This is a genomic window from Enterobacter sp. JBIWA003 (assembly GCF_019968825.1).
GTDB lineage: Bacteria > Pseudomonadota > Gammaproteobacteria > Enterobacterales > Enterobacteriaceae > Enterobacter > Enterobacter quasiroggenkampii.
The window spans coordinates 621,631-637,865 of record NZ_CP074170.1 but is presented as its reverse complement, the minus strand read 5'-3'; the positions used below and the strand labels follow the sequence as shown (position 1 = coordinate 637,865).

Here is a 16,235-nt window from a genome sequence, read left to right as displayed (position 1 = left end):
ATCTTCCATTGTACAGTATATATATTATATACAAAGGGGTTTACATAAACAGTAAGATTAAATACATAGAGATTTGTATATAATTGATTAATGTATGGAATCCCAGGTAGGCAAGCTAACGTCATATGCAGGTAGATATGTGGATGGATATGCGAAGTGATTTAAAATGTATTCCGGTGAGTGTGTGTTTTTTTAGTGTGGAACATGGGCTCTGGCTGGTTAAATATAAGGCAACAGAATATATGTGGGTTTTTTGTTAATTTTATCCGCATGCATCATTTTAATTAAAATGCCTTAATACACATTCAGGAGGTAACGTATTAAATATCAAAGGAAAGAAAGGTCTTATCTCACAAAAATCAATCGCACTGTTCATTTCTCAGTAATAGCCATCAGCGAATAATATCCTGAGATAACAAACCTCTCCCTGCATCCAGGCAATGCATAAATATCAGGAAACGAACGCATTCATTACTGCCATTCGCTCTGGCAGGGGCTTCGCTCGCCTGAAATAAACTCAAAGGAAGTAATACTTGTGACTAACACTAAATTTGGGGAAATCAATCCGGATTATATGAATCGTATTACGGATATCATCAACTTCGCGACAACAGCCCACGCCAGGACATCCGTATTCACCTTCGTACTCAGACTGCCTGAGCATCGAGATACAGGCGACAGCATTGCCTGTTTCCCTGACCTGAGTTCAGGATTGATGGAACGAGTAACCGGGGCACTGAAAGCCCGTCTCACAGCCCACCAGAAACGACGTAAGCGGGAAGGCCTTCAGGTGTGTCCAACGGACTTGAGACACGTCTGGGTACGTGAGGTGGGAACCAGCGGTAAATCTCATTACCACATGGCGATCTTCGTCAACAAAGATACGTTCAATGGATTAGGGAATTATTCGAAAGAAGAGCATAACCTGGGGAGTTACATCTGCGAGGCCTGGCTAAGTGCATTAGGCCTGCTCGAGTTTCCGGAGTACAGGACGCTGGTTGCCTTAAACAACAAGCCACACTACCTTGAGCGTCTTAGGGTGGACCGCTACGCACAGCAGTTACTGACACTACGGGGCCATCTGGAATACTTTGCCAAAGAAGAAACAAAGTCCTGCAACAAGGAAGAACGCTCATTTGGGGGAAGTATCAGATAAGCCAGTACAACACTGAATGGAGACATTTAATTAAACGGATGAAGACGTTACCAGTTAATCATTCTCCATGTTGGGAGGCACACCGTTTGTCCCGGGAAAGGATCGGGGTGGTGCAGTGTGCTATCCGGGTTATCGCTGGCTCCAGCCAATCGTAGAACAGAAAGCGCTATCTGGGTGTCCCGGCATCACTGAAGCATGTCACGTATCCTCCGCATCCAGCCGAGGACTTCACCCTCAGGATCGCGCTCATGGATGCGGGCGGCAGTCATCAAAGGGAACGCCCGTTCTGCCAGACGTGCCTTGGCAGGGTTATCTTTCATCACACCATCAAAGCCCTGAGCCAGCGAATAGGCTTCTGCAAACACTTTAGGGGTAGCTTTACCCTCGGCAGGATGGTCGGTGACGTCGATCATCACCCCAAACGCTTCGTGAATGGCATCGGGATGAAGATAACTTTCGACTTCATGTTTCAGCGTCTGTGCTGCCCAGCATCCGTTGGCACGTGCATTAACGACATTGACTGCTTCGGCATAAGCAGGAACATCTCGATCGTAGATATGAATTTCCCTGCGGTTCAGGGCGCGTAGATAATTTTCATTGACCCAGTGCTTGAGCGTACCGCCACCCAGTACGATAAACGCCACACGTTCATCATTCTCCAGATCGGGAAGGGTGTTGTCTTCTGCGTGCAACGCTTTACTGAGAGCTTTAAAGGCGGCGACATCGGTTGGTCCTTCGACACAGAACAGTAGTCTGACCCTGTTGTCTGGTGTAACGCCCAGCGCATCCGTGACGATGCCGAAAACATCAGCGCCAGCCTGAATGGTCGGTTGCCCGGTAGAGGCATCACGGGACACAAAGCGGATGCTGTCCCCTGGTAGCTCTGCAGCAAAGCCCGGACTGTGCGTGGTAAGGATAACTTGGCAGCCGGTTTCGAGGGACAGGGATTTAAATGACTCAATCAGGATCCGCTGGTAATTAGGGTGCTGTGAGGTTTCGGGCTCTTCAATGGCGTAGATGATACTGCGACGATTACTGGATTTCAGACGTCGTTCCGCTTCGGCTTTAAAAAAGCTCACCAGCACCAGACGACGGACACCACTGCCACGCTTATTCAGCGGGATCCCTCCGTCAGTGTTCAGACCAACAGAGAACAGTCCCTGCCATTTTGCCGGTGTGGGAGGGGTAAATTCAGGTGTAAGCTCGCTTGCCAGGCCTGGCTCAATGGTCTTCAGCGCTTCATGTGTGTTTCGGGCAATCTCTTCTGCCTTTTGCTGGACCTTCAACTGGATCCTGGCGATGTCGTCCTGGACTTCTGCCAGAGCAGCCGTGATGGCGGCCTTCATCGGACTTTGTACTTCATCGTCGGAATCCCGGCTGCTTCTGTCGCTCTGGAAGAGTGCGAACATGGGCAACCAGCTCTCGATTTGCTCCCAGATACGCTTTGTGTCCTCTTTGGCTTTGCTGACGGGAAGCTGTGTTTCCGTCAGTTGAAGATCTGCTGAGGCGGCCCATATAGCTTTTCGCATCCCGGGATTTCCCTTAAGCGAAACATTGAGCCCCAGTTCTTTCACCCTGGCCTGAAGTTCTTTTTCCTTCAGTTCCAGAAGGTTCTCAAAACCAGCAGCCGTAGGATGGTTTGCAATGACAAAAATCTCGGTGGTCGGCTTTTTGTTACTGCAGTTAAAGATCTTACGGATTTTCAGTGAGCCGTTGCCCGTCAGCAGAAACTCTTCATGGAGGGTAGTTTCCGCGCCAGAGTCGAGCGTGAGGGAAGGGGGAAGCTCGATAAACTCACAGGTGATCACCACATTGTCCTGTCCGCTGTGAATACAGGCATCGCCTTTTTCGATAGAGACCACACTGTTGTTGAAGAAGATCTCCAGTGCTTCAAGGATTGTCGATTTGCCAATATCGTTGCGTCCGACAAAAGTTGTCAAATCATCGAACTCCACACTTACTTCCTGTGCATAACAGCGAAAATTTTTAACTGCCACACTTTTCAGTCGCATGTCTTTTCCCTTTTGCTGAAACAGCTCAGTTGAACTGCCCGTTATTTTACCAGGCACATGAACATTTTTATTGACGGCTGTTTGATTTATCTCCTGATTTAAGCGAACTGCATCGTGAAGGGTAGCGACTTTAAAAAGTATTGATACAAATCAATTAATTAATCATTTTTTTAATAACGCTCCGTGCTTTGTAACGTTCCAGGCATAAATATTCAGCTTTTTGTGGGCAGGCTAGTGCGTTTTGCTGAGGTTAAGTAATAATCAGCCGTTAATAACCAAAATAAAATTCATAATAAATAAAAATATCTAATTTAAAGATCTGCATATTTGATTTTTAGTAGACCATAATACTATTTTCTCCGGTAAGCCACGTTGCCTGGTTTGAGTGGGCTAGGCAATAAACGTCGGAATGACGAATCAAATGGCACAGGATTATCTGAAGCACGACCTGCACACGGATGCGGTGAGCAAGGAGATGTATTCAGGGGTTCATATGAATGAGGATAACCATTGAGCAGAATACGCATGCAACAGAGAAGGTTCATTCCCTGCAGCCCCCGTGCCTGCACACTGAGTGCACCTGCCTTCCTGCCGACATTACGTTCACTCGCACGGTCAGAGCCAGATTGCGTGCATATCGTAGTCTTTTGTTATTCTTCTGATTTTGGGTTTTGAAAGGTAAAAAGGCGTCCGGAATTTAACTTCCGGATGCCTTCTGTATGTAATTGGTGTTCTACACGATTTACCTGCTTAGCATCGGGTTATTGAGTTTTGCATAATCAAACGGGCTAATTGTTTCCTCCCGGTTCGCATCCAGAAAATCCGCCCACCACTGCAACATCAGCTTGCGTTCATCCAGATGTTCCGCTTTATGGATATACGCAGCCCGCACTGAGTTACGTTCTATATGGCTCATCTGCCGCTCCACCGCATCCTTCGACCATAGTCCTGACTCAATCAACGAACTACAAGCCATTGTGCGAAAGCCATGACCACAGACTTCGACTTTAGTGTCATAACCCATGACACGCAGCGCACTGTTCACCGTGTTCTCACTCATGGGTTTACGCGGATCGTGATCGCCAATAAAAATGAGCTCGTGCTCTCCGCAAAACTGTTTTATCTGCTTCAGGATCGCCAGCGCCTGCTTTGAAAGCGGCACCAGATGAGGTGTACGCATCTTTGATCCTCGCTGAGAATGTTTCACGCCGGGAATAGGTTCGCGCTCAGGCGGGATAGTCCACATTGAGGTTTCAAAATCGATCTCTGACCAGCGAGCAAAACGCAGCTCACTGGATCGAATAAAAATAAGCAGAGTAAGTTCGGTTGCCCAACGGGTTAGTGGCCTGCCGGTGTAGTCATCTATTTTCTGGAGTAATTCAGGGATGCGCTTTAACTCCAGCGCCGGACGATGCTGCCGATTACTGGAAGCTACCGCCCCCGCCATTTCTTGCGCCGGGTTATAATCAATTAGACCGCTTTGTACCGCATAACGCATGATGGCCGTGGTGCGCTGTTGAAGACGGGAAGCCACTTCAAGACGTCCAGATATCTCCACGGCTTTAATGGGAATTAATAGATCGCGGGTGCCCAGTTCAGCAATATTGCGAGCACCAATTACCGGGAAGATATTGTCCTCCAAGCTCTTTTTTACGCGATGAGCATGATCTTCCGACCATTTTTGGTTGGTCATGAGCCACTCTCTGGCAACCTTCTCGAAAGTAATAATCTCTTTCGCCTGCTCTTCTTTCACAGCACGTTTATGCTCACGAGGATCGATACCAGCAGCTACCAGCTTTCTGGCCTCTTCCCTTTTCTTCCTGGCATCCGCCAGCGAAACATCCGGGTAAACGCCGAACGCCATCAAATGTTGTTTACCACCAAAACGGAAACGAAATCGCCAATACTTTGAACCGCTAGGTTTTACAAGTAGGGACATGCCGTCGCCGTCAACAAGTGAATACTCTTTCTCCTCAGGTTTCGCAGAACGAACTTTAGTATCCGTTAGGGCCATAATGGTCCTCCTTCCATTGGTATCTCGTGAGTATACAAGCAATATCGAATCGGCAAATATACTCATTAGTATACTCACAAGCTTGTTGATGTGGGTTGAGTTAGGTTGACTTTAGTTGAGGAGGAAAGCGGGTAAAGCCTTGTGGTGCGCGGATTACAGGCATAAAAAAAGACGTCGATTGACGTCTATTTATATACTTTTGGTGCCGAAGGCCGGACTCGAACCGGCACGTATTTCTACGGTTGATTTTGAATCAACTGCGTCTACCGATTTCGCCACTTCGGCACTGAAGGGGATGCGGAAACGTTGTGGATTATACCTGTCGCGCGCCGCCATGCAAGCGACGACGCGCGAAACCCACGCTAAGTGCCCAAAAAACCAGCGCCCTTTGTCACTCCAGCTCAGACACCGCCAGCCGAATCACCCTCGCCGCCTTCTGCTCCGGCAGCGCCAGCACCTTCGCCCACATCTCCTGCACCATATCGCAGGAGAGCTTCTCTTTGCCCGCCGCCTTTTCCGGCATCTGCAGCAGCTGGATGTCCTCGCCGTACTTATCGGCTAGTTGCTTCATAATCGGCCGCACGTCTTCGACAGCCGCCTCGCGTTCGGCCGGGGTCACGGTGTGGCGGTTTTTGCCGTAGGCCGCGCGCATCATATCGGCGTCGGCCTGCATGCGCCGCGTCATCAGGTCTTTATCCAGCATGCGCATCGGGTTCACGCCGCCCTTCACCATCGGGTAGAGGAAGCGGAAGCAGGCGTCGTCGCTCACCTTCTGGATGGCGGCGGTCTGCTCCATGTTGATGGTCATGTAGTTCACCACGTTGGCGTCCGGGGCGTTCTGCAGGCGCGACATCTGCAGATGCAGGATCTGCGGCTGGATGGTGTCGATAATCTGCTGCTCTGGCTCGCCCGCTTTTTGCAGGGCGGCCATCTGGTCGAGGATGCGCTGATGCAGCGCGGGCTCCTGCTCCTTAATCACCTGCCAGGCGGGCATCGCGTTGAGGGTGGTATCAATCTGGTGTTCCGGAGCACGCTGCTTATCGAAGAATACCCAGAACGCCACGGCGGCGGCCGCAACGACGACAATCACAATACGGGTCCACGTTTTATTCATCTCGCATCCTTATCCTTTCGCTATGCCGGTTTACACCGGCACGCCGCTGTGGAAGCGAAACTCGTTGTCCGGTGTCGAGATAAGTGTGGCTTCAATTTCGCCAAAAAGCTGTATGCGCGGTGAGATATCGTCGTCGCTGACCTGTTGCGCCAGCGTCAGGTAGTCCTGATAGTGGCGCGCTTCCGAGCGCAGCAGCGAGAGATAGAACTTCTGCAGGTCGTCGTCGAGGAACGGGGCCAGCGCGGCGAAGCGTTCGCAGGAGCGGGCTTCGATGTAGGCGCCGCAGATGAGCTTGTCGATCAGCGTCAGCGGTTCGTGAGTGCGCACTTCCTTCAGCATTCCTTTGGCGTAGCGGCTGGCGGTGATTTTGACGTACGGAATGTCGCGGGCCAGCATCGCCTCGCGCACCTGCCAGAAGTGGTGAAGCTCCTCTTTAATCAGCAGCACCATGCTGTCGATAAGCGCCTGGCCCCACGGGTCGTCGGTTTTGGGCATCACGCTTTTGCCAATCTGCCTGTGCAGGGCGATGAAGTCCGGCTCCGGGCCGTCGCGGAAGGTGAACTGTTCGTAGGGTTTGAGCCAGTCGAGCAGCGCGTCGGCACCGCTTTCGTCGGCGACGTATTTACGCACCAGCAGCAGCGCGGTCTGGGCGGCCTTGAGCTCGCACACCATGTGGTCGGTGAGCAGCAGCGGCAGGTTCGCCGGGTCGCGGGCTTTATCAATCCATGCTTGCGGGGTCGGGCACTGGAGGAAGTTAAGTATGGGGGCGAGTATCTGCGGGTAATCCATGGTTCTGCCTTGAAAAAGCGGTGGCGCGGGCCACCGCCTGAATCACTTAGTGACGCACACCGTCGTCGTCTTCGTCGATGTAATCTTCGTCGTCACCTTCTTCGCCGTCTTCACCGTTCGGATCTTCGAAGTAGGTTCCCCAGCCGTCGTATTCCACGTCAAACTTCTCGGCCAGGTTCATCAGCTGTTCGACCTGCGCGTCGATCAGCTCCGCCTTCAGCGCGCCTTCGCTCAGGATGTCGCAGCAGATGACGGTGTCGCCCTCTTCCACTTCCAGCTCTTCCGGCTCGGTCACTTCGTAACCCAGCTTGAAGGCTTCCACGGCCATTTTTTCCAGCGCGTCGAAATCATCCGCAGAGAAATGGTGCTCGATGGTGTACAGCGCGTCCGGATCGCTACCGTCTTCCAGCAGCTCTTCAATAATCAGACGCGTCTCTTCGCGTTGCTCTTCCAGTAATTCCGGGTTTGCCATGGCTCAATCCTCTTTAAAGTGCGGCAGATACTTCTATTTTCACACACGGACGGGTTTGCCTCCACCTTTGTTGGAAAGATTTGTGAAACGGGGTTGCAAATGAATAATTACACATATAAAGTGAATTTTAATTCAATAAGTGGCGTTCGCCATGTGAGGATAAAATGTCTGATCTGTACAAGAAACACTTTCTGAAATTGCTCGACTTTACCCCTGCACAGTTCACTTCTCTGCTGACCCTTGCCGCACAGCTCAAAGCCGATAAAAAAAATAGCAAGGAAGTACAAAAACTTACCGGTAAAAACATCGCGCTCATCTTCGAAAAAGACTCAACCCGTACACGATGCTCTTTCGAAGTTGCCGCATTTGACCAGGGCGCGCGCGTTACCTATTTAGGGCCGAGCGGCAGCCAGATTGGGCATAAAGAATCAATTAAGGACACCGCGCGCGTGCTCGGGCGGATGTACGACGGCATTCAGTATCGCGGCCATGGCCAGGAAGTCGTCGAAACGCTGGCGCAGTATGCGGGCGTGCCGGTGTGGAACGGGCTGACCAACGAGTTCCACCCGACCCAGCTGCTTGCGGACCTGCTGACCATGCAGGAGCACCTGCCGGGCAAGGCGTTTAACGAGATGACGCTGGTCTATGCGGGCGATGCGCGCAACAACATGGGCAACTCGATGCTGGAAGCGGCGGCGCTGACCGGGCTGGATCTGCGCCTGGTGGCCCCGAAAGCCTGCTGGCCGGAAGAGAGCCTGGTGGCGGAGTGCAGCGCACTGGCGGAGAAGCACGGCGGGAAGATCACCCTGACGGAAGACGTGGCGGCGGGCGTGAAGGGCGCGGACTTTATCTATACCGACGTGTGGGTGTCGATGGGTGAAGCCAAAGAGAAGTGGGCGGAGCGTATCGCGCTGCTGCGTGGGTATCAGGTGAACGCGCAGATGATGGCGCTGACCGGCAATCCGGACGTGAAGTTCCTGCACTGTCTGCCAGCGTTCCATGACGACCAGACTACGCTCGGCAAGCAGATGGCGAAGGAGTTCGATCTGCACGGCGGGATGGAAGTAACGGACGAGGTGTTTGAGTCGGCGGCGAGCATCGTGTTCGACCAGGCGGAAAACCGGATGCATACGATTAAGGCGGTGATGGTGGCGACGCTTGGGGAATAATTGGGTCCTCTGCGGTCTGGTGCCCTCACCCCGGCCCTCTCCCTCAGGGAGAGGGAGAAAACCCAGCCCGTAGGCCCTTGCAAGCGAAGCGCCGCCGGGCGAATCAGGCGGTGATGCGGCCTGGTGCCCTCACCCCGGCCCTCTCCCACGGGGAGAGAGAACACCCAACCCGTAGGCCCGTGCAAGCGTAGCGCCGCCGGGCGAATCAGGCGGCGATGCGGCCTGATGCCCTCACCCCGGCCCTCTCCCACGGGGAGAGAGAGAACACCCAACCCGTAGGCCCGTGCAAGGGCAGCGCCGCCGGGCGAATCAGGCGACGATGCGGCTGATGCCCTTTCTCCCACAACCCGCTCTACTCAATTGATTTTTCACCCCGAAAAAGGTACGTTTTCGCCTTAATTCCAGCGTGGACATGCCAGCATTATGCCGATTATTCAGTCTGTTGAACGTGCGTTGCAGATCCTCGACCTGTTCAACGAGCAGGCCACCGAGCTTAAGATCACCGACATCAGCAAACTGATGGGGCTGAGCAAGAGTACCCTCCACTCGCTGCTGAAAACTCTGCAGCTTCACGGCTATATCGATCAGAACCCGGAGAACGGCAAATATCGCCTCGGCATGAAGCTGGTCGAGCGCGGCCATTTTGTCGTGGGCTCCATCGATATTCGTCAGAAGGCGAAAGGCTGGCTGACGGAGCTGTCCCAGCGGACCGGGCAGACCACCCATCTGGGGATCCTGGACGGGCGTGAAGGGGTCTATATCGAGAAGATTGAAGGCAAGCTGGCCGCCATCGCCTATTCGCGCATTGGCCGCCGCCTGCCGGTTCACGCCACCGCCATCGGCAAGGTGTTGATTGCCTGGCTGGGCGAGGCCGAGCTGAACGCTCTGCTTGAGGGCTATCAGTACACCACCTATACCCCTTCCACCCTCGCCTCTCGTGAAGCACTAATGAGCGCCCTGACGCAGACCCGCGCGCAGGGCTACGCCCTGGATAGCGAAGAGAACGAGCAGGGCGTGCGCTGCGTGGCGGTGCCAGTGTGGAACCATGAATCCCGCGTCATCGCCGCCCTGAGCCTGTCGACGCTGACCTCGCGCGTGGACGACGCAGAGCTGGCTGATTTCCGCGAGCAGCTTCAGCAGGCCGGGCTCCAGCTCTCACGCGCGCTGGGCTACCCGGCCTGAGCCGTTAGGCCGGCTCGTAGGTGAAGTAGTCGAAGTCCGCGTGGCAGCCGTCTCCGCTGATGTCCTCGCAGTGCAGCCCCACAAACGCGCCGGTAAAGAAACCGCGCCCGCCGATGTAGTCGTCCGACAGTTTCCACGCCTCATACGTTACCGGCACGGTGTGCCACGTCTCGCCGTCGAACGAGTAGCTGTAGCGGTAAACCAGCGTATCCACGTCCACCCGCAGCCAGACGCTCTCCGCATGTTCCGGCACCGGAATCGGCTGCTCGTGCAGCGGCCACGACGGCACGTTGTGGTCGAGCTGGATCACTTTGATGGTTCTCCCCTGCCCCTCCTCGTAGTCCACAAAGCAGTAGCTCCAGTTTTTGCTGTTGTAGTAGCAGGTCAGCCCCGCGCTCTGCTGGAAGTGGACCGGCGAGAACTGCATCCGCGTCTCCGCCCGGAAGGCAAAGTGCTGCCAGCGGCGCGCCACGGTCGACTGGGTAAAGGTCGAGTTGAGCGAGTCGTTGCCGTAGAGCCGTAAGTAGCCCGGGCGCGCGGTGAGCGAGCCGAGGGTGTCGTCGAACGGAATGCGCAGGGTCTGCAGTTCCGGGTCGAGAGAACTCGCGTCGAAATCGTCCCGCCAGCTGCCCTGAACGGCTGCAGGCTGCTCCGCCACCTGCGGGCCTTTCACGGTCAGCTGCGCGTGCTTGCCGCCTTCCACGTACGGCCAGCCGTCGCGCCACTCAATGCGGGCGATGCCGGTCTCGCGCCCCAGCGGGCAGTAGCCGCGCCCGCCGGAGGCCAGCAGCGGCACGCCGGGCAGGCGCAGCGGCCGACTGGTGAGGTAGGCCATGAACCACTCCCCCGTGTGGGTCTGCAGCAGCGAGCCGTGGCCGCTCTTCTGCAGCGGATTCTCCGGCAGGTGCCAGCTGGTCATCATCGTCACCTCCGGGTGCAACTCGTACGGCCCGTCGATGTTTTTGGAACGCAGCACCACGACGGCGTGCTCGTAGCTGGTGCCGCCTTCGGCGACCATCAGGTAGTACCATCCCGCGTGGCGATAAAGATGCGCCCCCTCGGTGTAGCAGAGCGGCGTGCCGGTAAACAGGGTTTTGCGCTCGGGCGAGAGCGTGCCGGTCTGCGGGTCAAACTCCTGCATCACGATGGTGTTGTGCGGGTTGCTGTGGTGGCGCGGCCCCCACGGGCGGTAGAGGTAATATTTGCGTCCATCGTCGTCGTGGAACAGGGACGGGTCAAACCCGCCGTTGCCCATCGGGATCGGCTCGCTCCACGGCCCCTCAATGGACGGCGCGGTGACGAGGAAGTTGCGGCCATTTTTCCACGGCGAGTCGACAATCTTCACGTCGGTGTAGAGCAGCCAGAATTTACCGTCGGCGTAGCTCAGGCACGGCGCCCAAATGCCGCCGGAGTCCGGGTTGCCCTTCATGTCCAGCATCGACACGCGGTTCAGCGGGGTGCTGACCAGCGACCAGTTTTTCAGGTCGCGGGAGTGGTAGATGCGCACGCCGGGGAACCACTCGAAGGTCGAGGTGGCGATGTAGTAGTCTTCGCCCTGACGGCACAGGGAGGGGTCCGGGTTGAAGCCGGTCAGAATAGGGTTAGTGATTTCCATATTGCCTCCGGTTAATGGGATGCGGCTGTCGCGGCGTCGGGAACGGCCTCGCCCTGCGCCGCGCGGTGCTTGATCAGCTGCTGGCTGATGGCCTCCACGCGGGCGTCGGTGAGCTTGTAGAACGACAGCATGATGAACATGCCCGCGTAGAGCACCACCGGCACCACGCAGAACAGAATTTTGATGGTGGTGAGCACTTCCACCGGCTGCACGCTGCTGCTGGCGGAGTAGTTGACGTACGCCAGGATCCAGCCCACCACCGCCCCGCCAATCGCCAGGCCAATCTTCAGGCTGAACAGGTAGGTGGAGAACACCAGGCCGTCGAGGCGGCGCCCGCTGCGGCTCTCCTCGTAATCCACCACGTCAGAGGCCATCAGCCACTGCAGCGGCGTGGTAGTGTTAAAGACGAACAGGAACAGGATGTTGAGGGCGAAAATCAGGGCGATATGTTCCGCCGGGGTGACGAAAATCAGCAGGCTGATGAGCGAGTAGGCGACGATGATCCACTTGAAGGCGGTGACGCGGTCGAAGCGCCCCAGCAGGCGGGAGGAGCAGAGCGAGCCAAACATGGTGGCGAGGCTGCCGTAGAGTAAGAACTGGGTCGCCATCTCCGGGTGATCCATCACGTATTTCACGAAGTAGAGCGTCGCCCCGCCGCGCACCACGTTGGAACAGGTCGCCATCATCTTGAACGCGCACATTATCCGCCACTGGCCGTTGCCGAGCAGCAGCTTGAGATCTTTTGCCACCGACGAGCCCGGCTGCACCTCAAAGGTGTAGCGCTCTTTGGTGGTGAAGAAGCAGACGTAGAGCAGCACCACGCCGGTCAGGCCCAGCACGCACATGGCGCCGAAATAGCCCACCTTCTCGTCCCCTTTGCCGATGATGCTCACCAGCGGCAGGGCAATGCCGCTGATGGCGAGCGATCCCGCCGCCGCCAGGAAGAAGCGCCAGGACTGCAGGGCATGACGCTCTTTCGGGTCGGCGGTGATGACGCCGGGCATGGCGCAGTACGGCACGTTAACGAAGGTGTAGACCAGGGTCAGAAGAATGTAGGTCACGCAGGCGTAGATGATTTTGCCCTGCGCGGAGAAGTCCGGCGTGTAGAAGGTCAGCACGCAGACGATGCCAAACGGGATGGCGCCCCACAGCAGAAACGGGCGGAACTGGCCGTGCCGCGTGCGGGTGCGGTCGACCAGCAGCCCCATCAGCGGGTCGGTCACGGCGTCGAGCACGCGGGAGATTAAAAACAGCGTCCCCATAATGCCCGCCGACAGGCCGAAGACGTCGGTGTAGAAGTAGGCCAGCAGGAACATCGTGGCCTGCCAGACGAAGCCGCAGGCGGTGTCACCCAGCCCGTAGCCAATTTTGTCTTTCATGGTTAATTGCGTCATCAGAATTACACCCTTATGTAGTGTGCTGAATTACAACATCGTGTTAATGGAGTGTAATGAGCTGTTCAATTAACCAGCAATGGTCATATCTTATTTCTGAATTACGTTATTTTGCTTTTGTGACGCCAACGATATATCACAACCCATTGTTTAAATTAATAAATTATAGACACGCGAAAACCGTCCGCGGAATATTTCCCGTAGACGGTTTTATCTCAGAAAATAATTAAATACCGAGCGCTTTTTTACCGGCGTTAATTACCTCGATAATTTTATCGGTGTCATAAATACAGCCTTTCCAGGTGCCACCGCTGACCGACTGTAATGCTGCCCACAGGCGGGTGTCGTCCGGCAAAAAGTCGTGGGCGTGCAGGTCCGGGTGCGTCTGCCGCATTGCCAGCTCGCGCGCGCCCTCCTCCGGCGTCAGCGGGTTGTCCGCGGTGCCGATAAAGTTCACGCTACCTGTTAATGTCAGCCGGTCGACGGCTATCTCGATAATGTCGTTATCGCGCAGCTTGCCAATCGGCCCGCCCGCCAGCGCCTCCGGCGACACGTGGCCGAAGCAGGCGCCTGTCGACACGCCCGAGAAGCGCGCATCGGTGATTAACGATACCGTCTTGCCCCACGAGATATGCTTCAGCGCGGAGGTGAGCTGATAGGTCTCTTCCATGCCTGTGCCGGACGGCCCGCCGCCGATCACCACCATGATATCCCCCTGCTTGATTTCTTCCCGCTTGATGGCCTTGATCGCCTGCGCTTCCGAGACAAACACCCGAGCCCGGCCGGTGTGGCGGTAAACGCCATCTTCACCGACGACCGATGGGTCGATCGCCGTGGCCTTGATCACCGATCCTTCCGGCGCGATGTTGCCCGTCGGGAAGCAAACCGTCGAGGTCAGCCCTTTCGCTTTTGCCTTCTCCGGCGGCAGGATCACGTCATCCGGATCCACGCCATCCTGCTCGCGCAGGCACTGGCGGAAGCGCGCACGGCGCTCGGACGCCTGCCACCAGTCGAGGTTCTCGCCCACCGTCTGGCCGGTCACGGTCATGGCGTCCAGATGCAGCAGGCCAAGATCGCGAAGGTGGAGCATCACCTCCGGCACGCCGCCGGCGAGGAAGGCGCGCACGGTCGGGTGATAGTCCGGGCCGTTGGGCAGCACGCTGACCAGGCGCGGCACCTTACGGTTAACGCGCGTCCAGTGCTCTACGTCCGGGATTGTGCAGCCCGCTGCGTGGGCGATGGCCGGAATGTGCAGCAGTAAATTGGTGGAGCCGCCGAACGCCGCGTGGATCACCATGGCGTTTTCGATGGCTTTGTCGGTGAGGATATCGTGCGTGGTGATGCCGCGGTTATCCAGCTCGCTCACCGCGCGTGCCGACTGGCGGGCGATCTCCAGCCACACCGCCTGCCCGGACGGGGCCAGCGCGGAGTGCGGCAGCGCCAGACCCAGCGCCTCCGCGACCACCTGAGAGGTGCCCGCCGTGCCGAGGAACTGACACCCGCCGCCCGGCGAGGCGCAGGCGCGGCAGCCCAGCTCAGCGGCCTCCTGCAGGGAGAGTTCGTGGTTGGCAAAGCGCGCGCCAATGGTCTGTACCTTGCCCGCGTCTTCCCCCACGGTTGGCGGCAGCGTCGCCCCGCCCGGCACCAGAATGGTCGGCAGGTCGTGCATCGAGGCCAGGGCAATCATGGTGGCGGGCAGCCCTTTATCACAGGTGGCGACGCCGATCACCGCCCGACGCGTCGGCAGGGAACGGATCAGGCGGCGAAACACGATCGCCGCGTCGTTACGGTACGGCAGGGAGTCGAACATGCCGTGCGTGCCCTGAGAGCGCCCGTCGCAGGGATCGCTGACGAAGGCCGCAAACGGGATCCCGCCGTTGCGGGTGATCTCCTTCGCCGCCGCCTGCATCTGCATGCCAATCTCCCAGTGCCCGGTGTGGTAGCCCAGCGCGACCGGGCGTCCGTCCCCGGCGCGGATGCCGCCCTGGGTGCCGATAATCAGCACCTCTTTGCCGGTCAGCTTGTTGGCGTCCCAGCCCATCCCGGCGTTCTGCGTCATGCCGAACAGGTTGCCGCTGGGGGATTCCATCAGCATCTGCGGGGTCAGCGGCAGCGCGCCCTGCGGCCCCGCCGCGTGGGTGATCACCGCATAAAACGCATCGTCCTGTGGGGTGAAAATCTTCTCGATGGTCATGGTTATCGTCCGGCTCAGCAGAGCTTGAGCTGTTGCAGCAGGGTTTTCAGCTGCGCCTTGCGCGGCGCGTCCAGTGGTGACGCGGGCGGCAGCACGTGCGTGGAGATCGGGCGGCCGCAGAGCACAATCGCCTCTTTAATCACGTTCACAAACGGCGTATCCAGCTGATACATCTGCGGGATTTGCAGCAGGGTCTGATGATACTCAGCCGCTTTCGCCACGTCTTTATCCCGCCAGGCTTTCAGAAGATTCACCGACACCTGCGGAGCAAAGTTGACGCTCGCCGAAATCGCCCCGTCGCCGCCGAGCAGCAGGGTATTGAACAGATGATCGTCGTAGCCGCAGAGCACGGTGAAGTGCGGGTGAGCGGTTTTGACGGTGTGGATCATGCTGCGCAGGTGGGCAACGGAGTCGATGGTGTCTTTGATGCCGACGATGTTACTGCGCGAGTCGGCCAGGGTTTTCACCAGCGCCGGGGTCAGATCCTGCCCGGTCAGCGCCGGGAAGTTATAGAGCATCACCGGCAGCGTGACGCTGTCGGCCACCTGCTCGAAATAGCGGATCAGGTTCGCTTCCGACACTTTCCAGTAGTAAGGGTTGATCACCACGATGCCGTCTGCCCCCGCCTGCTGCGCGTGTTGGCTGAGCGCAATGGTTTCCCGGGCGTTGGTGCCGCCGGTGCCGATCAGGACCGGTACGCGACGATCGACATGATCGATAGCAAATTGGGCAATGGTTTTACGCTCTTCGGCGCTAAGCTGGGAAAACTCGCCGCCGCTGCCCAGGAAGAACAGGCCGTCAACGCCTGCCGCGATCAGATCGTCGATCAGCGCGGCGGTGCCCTGCTTATCGAGCTGGCCATCGGCGGTAAAAATGGTGGAGACAGGGGGAATGATTCCCGTGAACAACGCGGACTGCGGCATGAGATCTCCTTGCTGAATCATTTTGTTCTACATTATAGAACAGCGTTCGTTAAATTAACGATCATACTATGACGCAGGAAAAGCGCAGGTAAATGAGAGATGGAGAGGGAGTGCGGGAAATTTAAGCTGGATCACATATTGTCCCCCCCTCACCCCGGCCTCTCCCCAATGGGCGAGGGGGGAAAAGACGGCTCGGAGCAG

General features: G+C 56.7%; 13 protein-coding genes and 1 tRNA gene. 4 read left to right on the top strand and 10 right to left on the bottom strand.

What is annotated here, in order from left to right:
* The first annotated feature begins 535 nt into the window (after positions 1-535).
* Positions 536-1,156 (top strand): inovirus-type Gp2 protein, encoded by a 621-nt coding sequence (locus KGP25_RS03045; RefSeq protein WP_223539942.1) that lies wholly within the window; start codon positions 536-538, stop codon positions 1,154-1,156.
* 185 nt (positions 1,157-1,341) lie between these two features.
* Here KGP25_RS03045 and KGP25_RS03040 read toward each other — a convergent pair whose 3' ends face one another.
* The 6 genes from KGP25_RS03040 to rraB form a co-directional block, all read right to left on the bottom strand.
* Positions 1,342-3,168: an ATP-binding protein gene (locus KGP25_RS03040; protein ID WP_223539941.1), complete on the bottom strand. Its 1,827-nt coding sequence runs from the start codon at positions 3,166-3,168 to the stop codon at positions 1,342-1,344.
* A 742-nt stretch (positions 3,169-3,910) separates the two neighbouring features.
* Positions 3,911-5,182 (bottom strand): integrase arm-type DNA-binding domain-containing protein, encoded by a 1,272-nt coding sequence (locus KGP25_RS03035; RefSeq protein ID WP_223539940.1) that lies wholly within the window; start codon positions 5,180-5,182, stop codon positions 3,911-3,913.
* A gap of 200 nt (positions 5,183-5,382) precedes the next feature.
* Positions 5,383-5,467: transfer RNA gene (locus tag KGP25_RS03030), tRNA-Leu, on the bottom strand.
* A gap of 106 nt (positions 5,468-5,573) precedes the next feature.
* Complete coding sequence (locus tag KGP25_RS03025; protein WP_060579855.1) at positions 5,574-6,296, bottom strand: hypothetical protein; 723 nt, start codon at positions 6,294-6,296, stop codon at positions 5,574-5,576.
* 30 nt (positions 6,297-6,326) lie between these two features.
* Positions 6,327-7,085 carry a tRNA isopentenyl-2-thiomethyl-A-37 hydroxylase MiaE gene (miaE, locus tag KGP25_RS03020; RefSeq protein ID WP_223539939.1) on the bottom strand — a complete coding sequence of 253 codons (759 nt, stop codon included), beginning with the start codon at positions 7,083-7,085 and terminating at the stop codon, positions 6,327-6,329.
* A gap of 46 nt (positions 7,086-7,131) precedes the next feature.
* Entirely contained in the window at positions 7,132-7,557 is a 426-nt protein-coding gene (gene rraB, locus KGP25_RS03015) for a ribonuclease E inhibitor RraB (protein WP_023324077.1), read from the bottom strand.
* A gap of 99 nt (positions 7,558-7,656) precedes the next feature.
* On the opposite strand from rraB, the gene KGP25_RS03010 reads away from it, so the two are divergent.
* The 3 genes from KGP25_RS03010 (at position 7,657) to xynR (ending at position 9,908) form a co-directional block, all read left to right on the top strand.
* A complete protein-coding gene (locus tag KGP25_RS03010) occupies positions 7,657-7,752 on the top strand; it encodes a hypothetical protein (RefSeq protein WP_213014347.1) in 96 nt (31 codons plus the stop codon).
* The gene (argF, locus tag KGP25_RS03005; protein ID WP_126817823.1) at positions 7,722-8,726 is read left to right on the top strand and encodes an ornithine carbamoyltransferase; all 1,005 of its coding nucleotides are present in this window, start codon (positions 7,722-7,724) and stop codon (positions 8,724-8,726) included. Before KGP25_RS03010 ends, argF begins: the two co-directional genes overlap by 31 nt.
* 423 nt (positions 8,727-9,149) lie before the next feature.
* Positions 9,150-9,908, top strand: a complete 759-nt coding sequence (gene xynR, locus KGP25_RS03000; protein ID WP_063158682.1) for a DNA-binding transcriptional repressor XynR — start codon at positions 9,150-9,152, stop codon at positions 9,906-9,908.
* A 4-nt stretch (positions 9,909-9,912) separates the two neighbouring features.
* Here xynR and KGP25_RS02995 read toward each other — a convergent pair whose 3' ends face one another.
* From KGP25_RS02995 to yagE, 4 genes are all read right to left on the bottom strand, one after another.
* Positions 9,913-11,523 (bottom strand): glycoside hydrolase family 43 protein, encoded by a 1,611-nt coding sequence (locus tag KGP25_RS02995; protein WP_223539938.1) that lies wholly within the window; start codon positions 11,521-11,523, stop codon positions 9,913-9,915.
* A gap of 11 nt (positions 11,524-11,534) precedes the next feature.
* Positions 11,535-12,917: an MFS transporter gene (locus tag KGP25_RS02990; RefSeq protein ID WP_223539937.1), complete on the bottom strand. Its 1,383-nt coding sequence runs from the start codon at positions 12,915-12,917 to the stop codon at positions 11,535-11,537.
* A 226-nt stretch (positions 12,918-13,143) separates the two neighbouring features.
* Entirely contained in the window at positions 13,144-15,111 is a 1,968-nt protein-coding gene (yagF, locus tag KGP25_RS02985; protein WP_223539936.1) for a xylonate dehydratase YagF, read from the bottom strand.
* A gap of 14 nt (positions 15,112-15,125) precedes the next feature.
* Complete coding sequence (gene yagE, locus KGP25_RS02980) at positions 15,126-16,034, bottom strand: 2-keto-3-deoxygluconate aldolase (protein WP_063622669.1); 909 nt, start codon at positions 16,032-16,034, stop codon at positions 15,126-15,128.
* Positions 16,035-16,235: the final 201 nt, after the last annotated feature.

Coding starts and splice junctions, on each gene's coding strand:
- miaE (WP_223539939.1), bottom strand. CDS start 7,085: ATGGATTACCCGCAGATACTCGCCCCCATACTTAACTTCCTCCAGTGC.
- rraB (WP_023324077.1), bottom strand. CDS start 7,557: ATGGCAAACCCGGAATTACTGGAAGAGCAACGCGAAGAGACGCGTCTG.
- KGP25_RS03035 (WP_223539940.1), bottom strand. CDS start 5,182: ATGGCCCTAACGGATACTAAAGTTCGTTCTGCGAAACCTGAGGAGAAA.
- xynR (WP_063158682.1), top strand. CDS start 9,150: ATGCCGATTATTCAGTCTGTTGAACGTGCGTTGCAGATCCTCGACCTG.
- KGP25_RS03040 (WP_223539941.1), bottom strand. CDS start 3,168: ATGCGACTGAAAAGTGTGGCAGTTAAAAATTTTCGCTGTTATGCACAG.
- yagE (WP_063622669.1), bottom strand. CDS start 16,034: ATGCCGCAGTCCGCGTTGTTCACGGGAATCATTCCCCCTGTCTCCACC.
- KGP25_RS03025 (WP_060579855.1), bottom strand. CDS start 6,296: ATGAATAAAACGTGGACCCGTATTGTGATTGTCGTCGTTGCGGCCGCC.
- KGP25_RS02990 (WP_223539937.1), bottom strand. CDS start 12,917: ATGACGCAATTAACCATGAAAGACAAAATTGGCTACGGGCTGGGTGAC.
- argF (WP_126817823.1), top strand. CDS start 7,722: ATGTCTGATCTGTACAAGAAACACTTTCTGAAATTGCTCGACTTTACC.
- KGP25_RS03010 (WP_213014347.1), top strand. CDS start 7,657: ATGAATAATTACACATATAAAGTGAATTTTAATTCAATAAGTGGCGTT.
- yagF (WP_223539936.1), bottom strand. CDS start 15,111: ATGACCATCGAGAAGATTTTCACCCCACAGGACGATGCGTTTTATGCG.
- KGP25_RS02995 (WP_223539938.1), bottom strand. CDS start 11,523: ATGGAAATCACTAACCCTATTCTGACCGGCTTCAACCCGGACCCCTCC.